Annotated in this window: 5 protein-coding genes; all 5 read right to left on the minus strand. The window is 73.3% G+C overall.

The window, feature by feature from the left end:
* Positions 1-1,519 (minus strand): protein kinase (locus VMF70_02905; GenBank protein ID HTT66957.1); only part of this gene is annotated, 1,519 nt, incomplete at its 3' end.
* Positions 1,520-1,558: 39 nt separating this feature from the next.
* Positions 1,559-4,192, minus strand: a complete 2,634-nt coding sequence (locus VMF70_02910) for a tetratricopeptide repeat protein (GenBank protein HTT66958.1) — start codon at positions 4,190-4,192, stop codon at positions 1,559-1,561.
* Positions 4,189-4,683, minus strand: coding sequence for a PaaI family thioesterase (locus VMF70_02915; GenBank protein HTT66959.1), 495 nt, complete (start codon positions 4,681-4,683; stop codon positions 4,189-4,191). The genes VMF70_02910 and VMF70_02915 overlap by 4 nt, the downstream gene beginning before the upstream one ends.
* A gap of 61 nt (positions 4,684-4,744) precedes the next feature.
* A complete protein-coding gene (locus VMF70_02920; GenBank protein HTT66960.1) occupies positions 4,745-5,626 on the minus strand; it encodes a protein phosphatase 2C domain-containing protein in 882 nt (293 codons plus the stop codon).
* A gap of 110 nt (positions 5,627-5,736) precedes the next feature.
* Positions 5,737-6,223 (minus strand): hypothetical protein (locus VMF70_02925; protein ID HTT66961.1); only part of this gene is annotated, 487 nt, incomplete at its 5' end.

A 6,223-nucleotide genomic window follows, 5' to 3' on the forward strand; every position in this document is an offset into this window, starting at 1 on the left:
GCACCACGACGATGCGGCTCGGGGAGAGGTTGGCGAAGACGATCCCCGGCTCCAGGTAGTACGCGTTGCCCGAGGCGCACGCGATGAGCCGCCCGTCCGGCGACCAGCGGCACAGGGCCGGCGCGGGGATGGTGGCGAGCAGCCGTTCCCGGCGCTGGTTCGCCCACAGGAACAGCGAATCGGACACCACGTAGGCGATGGTCTTGCCGTCGGGGGACCACTCCGCCGAGACGACCGGGGCGCCGGCCGGCGCGGGGATCTCGGGCCGCGCGTCACCGCCGGACGACGGCGCGCTGAACACGCCGCCGCGGGCCAAGAAGAGGATGCGCGTGCCGTCGGCCGACCAGTAGGGCTCCCACTCGACCTCGCTGCTGTCGCCGGTGAGCGGGATCGGCCGGCCGCCGGCGACCTGGCGCACGAAGATCTTGAGCGCCACCGAGGTGCCCGCCGCGTAGGCGACCGAGCGCCCGTCCGGCGAAAGCGCCGGCATGATCTCGAGCCCGCGGTCGTACGTGACCTTCGTCGCCCGACCGAAGCCGGCGATGGGTGGCCCGCCGCGGCGGGTGAGGGCCACGCCGAGGACGAGGCCGGCCGCCAGCAGGCCGACGCCGGCGGCGACCACCGTCCAGCGGCGACCGGGTCGCGGCGCCGCCGTCGCCCGACGGGTGGCACGGGTGCCCGTGCCTCCCGCCGCGAGCGCGGCCGCGAACTCGGCGGCCGTGGCGAACCGGTCGGCCGGCAGCTTCTCGAGCGCCGTGAAGACCGCGTCCTCCACGTGCGCCGGCACCCGGTCCCGCCGCGCCACGATCGGCCCCGGCTTCTCCGTCATCACCTTCGCCACCACCGCCTGCGCCGTCGGCCCCGTGAACGGCGGCTCCCCCAGCAGCATCTCGTACAGCACGCAGCCCAGCGCGTACACGTCGGCCTTCGGCGTGATCTCGCGCTCGCCCATCGCCTGCTCGGGACTCATGTAGTGCGGCGTCCCGAGGCTCATCCCCGTCTCCGTCATCCGCGTGCCGCCGTCCGAGCGGCTCACCGCCAGCGCGATGCCGAAGTCCGCGACCAGCGCCTGTCCCTCCGCGAGCAGGATGTTCTCCGGCTTGATGTCCCGGTGCACCACCCCGTGCCGGTGCGCGTAGTCCAGGGCGCCCGCCACCTCCGTCGCATACCGCACCGCTTCGTCCACCGGCAGCTGCTTCTCGCGCGTCAGCCGGTCGCGCAGGCTCTCGCCCTCGACGTAGGGCATCACGTAGTAGAGGAACGAGTCCGCCGCGCCCGAGTCGAACAGCGGCAGGATGTGCGGGTGCTGGAGGTTCGCGGTCGTCCTGATCTCGGCGAGGAAGCGCTCGGCCCCGATCACCGCCGCCAGCTCGGCGCGCAGCACCTTGAGCGCGACCGGCCGGTCGTGCCGAAGGTCGTGGGCCAGATAGACGGTCGCCATGCCGCCCTGGCCCAGCTCCCGCTCGATGCGGTAGCGGTCGGCGAGCGCGGCCGACAGGCGTCCCGTGGCCTCGCTCACGCGGCGCGAACCTCCGCCGCCGTCGCCGGCGCCGGCACGTCAGAAACCTCCCAGCTTCGTGATGCGGCCGTGCGGCCCCACCATCCACCCCGCGCGCGGCGACGCGAAGGCCACCGACCAGTAGGCGTTGCCGTCGATGGGGGTCCACGTCGCGCCGTCGTCCTGCGAATACGCCGAGCCCCCGGGACCCACGGCGACCACCGTCGGCCGCGGCGCTCCGGGCACGTAGGCGGCGCCGTACACGCCGGCCCGAAACGGCGGAGGCCCGCCGCGCGCCCAGGTGCGCCCGCCGTCGTGCGTCGCCGCCGCGGCCACCGTGGAGTCGAAACCGGCGACGATGCCGTCGGCGCGGTCGCGGAAGGTCACCGAGGTGATGCCCGTGATCGGGACTGTGTCCGCGGTCCAGGTTGCTCCGTAGTCACGGGTGTGCAGCAGCAGCGAGCTCGGCGTGCCGACGGCGATCCACGCCTCGCCGCCTGCGCGGGTGACGACGCAGGTCCCGCTCGCGGCGAAACTGCCTTCGCCCGCCACGGCCGGCGGCAGGCGCTCGGGCGGGATGCGGGTCCAATGATCGCCGCCGTCGTCGGTCGCGAGCGCCACGGTCCGGCCGTCCACGGCATCGCTGATCGCGAGACCGCGCCGCGGATCCCAGAAGTCGAGGCAGTCGTAGAACGCCTTCGGCTGGTCGTTCGTGAACTGCAGCGCCCAGGTGCGGCCGCCGTCGAGCGTGCGGTAGATCCGCGAGGCCGCGCCGTTGCCGATCGAGAGGAGCCAGGCCGTGGTCGAGTCCACGGCGTACACGTCGCGGAACTGGAGCGTGTCGGCGCCCGGCACGCGGCCCGCCTGCCACGTCGCGCCGCCGTCGGTCGTGCGCAGGAACGTGCCGCCGGTCCCGCTCACCCACACCACCCGTTCGTCGACGACGGCGAGGCCGATCAACAGCTGCGTGGTGCCGCTGGCCTGGTCGGTGAGCTCGGGTGCGGCTCCCGGTGGCGGACCGGGCGGGGAATCGGACGACGGCGCGCGCGGGGCGGGACGCAGCTCCGCCAGCCCCGGGTAGTCGGGGTCCGCACCGTGCCAGACGGCGGCGAGCCGGGCGAGGGCGTGGGCGGCGCTCGCGGTGTCGCCGGTCGCGCGCGCCGCGCGCGCGATGCCGACCAGCACCGCGGTGCGGCCGGGCGTGCGGGACAGCGCGTTCCGGAACTCGGCCAGCGCGTCCGGTGCCCGGCCCGCCGCCAGCAGCTCCTCGCCCAGCAGCTCGTGGGACGGCTGGTTGACGAACGGCGGCCCGAAGACGTAGGCGATGCTGTCCTCCACCACCGTCGCCCGGCGCAGCGTATCGAGGGCGCCCGCGCCATCCCCCTGGAGCCTGGCGACGAGGCCGGCCAGCTCGAGACGCAGGACCTCGATGCGCTTCAGGAACTCGCGATCGTCCGGCGACGGCGGCGCGCCGCCGCTGTCCACCAGGTCCCGGACTTCGTCCTGCGCCTGCCGGTATGCCGTCAGCGCCTGCCGCGCGTCGGACGTGTCGCCACGTCGCGCCGCCGCGAAGCCGCGCGTGAACCAGTAGCTGAGTCGCGGCGCCGGCGCGGGGCCCGGGTCCACGCTCCAGCGCGCCACCTCGCCCGACCAGTCGCGCGCATCGAGCACGTAGCGCGACCACATCGTCACGAACGAGTAGTCGTCCGGATCGAGGTCGTGCGGGCCGGGGCGTTGGCGCGAGCTCTGGCCGCGGCACGACGCCAGCAGGCGCGCGGCCTCGCGCAACCGGCCCAGCTGCAGCAGTCCGTAGTCGAGGAACAGGTTGTAGTGCCCGCAGAAGGCCGGCGGCCGGCCGTGGTCGTGGAGCCAGGCGTTCACCACCCGCATGGCGTTGTCGTTCGCCGTCACGTCTTCGTCCCACATCCCCCGCGCGACGAAGATGTGCGAGGTCATGTGCTGGGCGTGGTCCGCGCCGGGCGCAACGCCGGCCAGCGCCTTCGCGGCCGCCATCCCGCCGGCGGCGTGCTCCGGGTCGTCCCTCCCGTGGATCACGTAGTGCGCGGCGCCCGGGTGGCGCGGATTCCTGGCCAGGACGCTCTCGGCGATCACCGCGGCGCGCAGCCACGTCGGCACGTCGCGTACGCCCTGGCTGAGTCCGAGCAGCGAAAGCGCGTAGAACAGGCGGGCTTCGTCGTCGCGGGGGTTGGCGGCGAGGACCCGGGCCATCGCCGCGGAGTACAGCGTGTCGCGACGCGCCTTCGGCCCGTCGCCGTAGAGGATCTCGACCGCCGCGAGATACCCCCGCTCCCGCGCCGTCGGCGCCTTCGCGGCGCGCGCCGCCGGGTCGGCGCCGAGCTTGGCCAGGGCGGCGCGGCCCGCCGCGACGTCCTGCTCGTCCCACACCGGATGGGTGAAGGTCATCGCCTCGCCCCAGGTGGCGAGCGCGAAGCCGGGCTCGAGCCGCTCGGCCTCGCGAAAAGCCGCCGCCGCGTCGTCGTACTCGAAGGCGTGAAGCAGGAGCACACCGCGGAGGAACGCCTGCCCGGCGGCCGGCACCGTCGCCGAGGTCGGGAAGGTCAGCGTGCCCAGGCCGGGAATGCCGACGGCCGAGTCCGGCTGGGCGAGGGCCGGGGCAGCGAACACCCCGGCGCAGGCCAACATCACCAGGCCGCAGCGGCGGACGCGGCTCATCCGCGCTCCCCCGGGACGGACCTGGACAGCATCGAATCCGGCATCCGAACGGCGACCACCTCCCCGGTGGCCGTGACGGTGCCGTTCGCCGAGACCGTGGCGTGCACGACCACCTTGCGCGCTCCAACCTCGACGGCGCGGGCGCGGACCTCCAGCTCAGAGCCCAGGGGCGTCGGCCGGAGAAACTCGATCCGGAGCGAGGCCGTGACGAAGCGGGGCGCCGGTCCGGCGCCGACCTCGCGCCCCTCCGCGCGTTCGACCGCCGCCGCCGCGGTGCCCATGGCGTGGCAGTCCACGAGCGATGCGATCAGGCCGCCGTACACGAAGCCCGGGAGGGCGACCTGCTCGGCGCGCGGGGTGAACCGCGCCACCGTCTCGTCGCCGTCCCATCGCGTCTTGAGCTGGAGGCCGCGCGGGTTGAGCCGCCCGCAGCCGTAGCAGTGGGCGAAGTCGTCCGGATAGTAGTCCTGGATGGCCTTCGGCGCGCTCATCGCTTCTCGACCTCCGTCGCGTACACGTCCGCCCCGGCGGTCGCCAGGCGCGCCACAGGTTTCACGCGCCGGGTTCCTTCGGCACGGCCCGTCCGACCACGATCGTGACATTGTCGGTGCCGCCGCCCTCGAGCGTGTCCTCCAGCAGCTGCTCGCACACCTGCCGCGACGAGGTCATCGCGGCCAGCCGCTCGGCGATCCGCTCGTCGGGCACGTGCTTGGTGAGGCCGTCGCTGCACAACAGGTGGACGATGTTCCACTCGCTTCGGAGGCGGGTGACGACCGGCATCGTCTTCTCGCCCCCGATCGCACTGGAGAGCACGTGGGCGAACCGGGAGCGCTCCCCCACCGCCCGCGTGAACACGCCCTGGTCCACGAGATCCTGCGCGAGGGTCTGGTCGCGACTGACCTGGGTGAGCTGCCCGCCGCGATACAGGTAGTAGCGGGAGTCGCCCACCTGGAGGAGATAGAACCAGGGCCACACGCCCATCCACAGCGTGAGGGTCGTGGCCATCGAGCGGCTGACGCCTTCGGCCTTGGCCCGCGCCACGACCGCGTCGTGGCAGCGCATCGCGGCCCCCTGGAGTGCATCCATGAAGGAGGCTTCGGCCGAGTCGGCGCTGTAGTAGAGGTTCATGCTGCTCACGAGGTACTGCGTCGCGATTTCGAGGGCGGTGGCGCTGGCCTTCTCCCCGCCTTCCCCGCCGCCCACGCCGTCGGCGATCATCGCGATCACGGCCAGCCGCTCGTCCCCGAAGGGCAGCCGCTGCTGATCCGACAGGCTGGTCTGGAGCAGCTGGATGCGCTTGTGGATGGACGCGAGGAGGAAATGGTCCTGATTGTTCTTCCGGACCTTGCCCACGTGGGTGAGGCCGTAGACGTCGATCTCGTCGTCGCGGGGCTTGCGGGTATCACCCGCCCTGCCTGCGTCGGCCGTCGTCATGCGACACCTCCTGCTCGGGCGCGTCCGCCCGTCACGATATCAGCCGCCGGATGCGCGGGCCGGCCAGGGAGGCCTTCAGGCGCTCGAGGACGTCAGTCATCGCGCACGCCTCACCGCGCCAGCTTCGCCTTGAGGTCGGCCAACCAGTTGTCCACCCGCACGATCTGGGGCGCCTGCGCCCCCGCATTCGACTGCAGCGGGCGCATGAAATAGAAGAAGCGGCCATCCGCCGAGACGGCGTAGGACTGGTGAAAACCCTCGCGGAAAAAGTCGAGCGTGGAGAACAGCGGTCGCTGTCCGGCGACGGCGAAGGCCGGGCCGGGCCGAACGTCCGCGGCGATGAGACGGCTTCTCGGGTCCACGAAGAAGATCTCGCGTCCGTCGGCCGACCACCGCGGCTCCTCGCCACCTCCGTTGGAGACCTGCCAGCGGGCACCGCCCGTATCGGGGAACGGCCGCACGTACACTTCGTTCGTTCCCGACTCGTTGGAGGTGTAGGCCAGCCAGCGCCCGTCGCGCGAGAGCGCGGGTTGCAGCTCCGTGTAGGGGCTCGCGACGAGAGGCACCGGCGCGGTGTCGCCGCCGGTGCGGACCCCC

This window comes from Gemmatimonadales bacterium (assembly GCA_035502185.1).
Lineage (GTDB): Bacteria > Gemmatimonadota > Gemmatimonadetes > Gemmatimonadales > JACORV01 > Fen-1245.

Bases quoted from the DNA above. Each gene is read 5' to 3' on its own strand.
- VMF70_02915 (HTT66959.1), bottom strand. From the start codon at position 4,683: ATGAGCGCGCCGAAGGCCATCCAGGACTACTATCCGGACGACTTCGCC.
- VMF70_02910 (HTT66958.1), bottom strand. From the start codon at position 4,192: ATGAGCCGCGTCCGCCGCTGCGGCCTGGTGATGTTGGCCTGCGCCGGG.
- VMF70_02920 (HTT66960.1), bottom strand. From the start codon at position 5,626: ATGACGACGGCCGACGCAGGCAGGGCGGGTGATACCCGCAAGCCCCGC.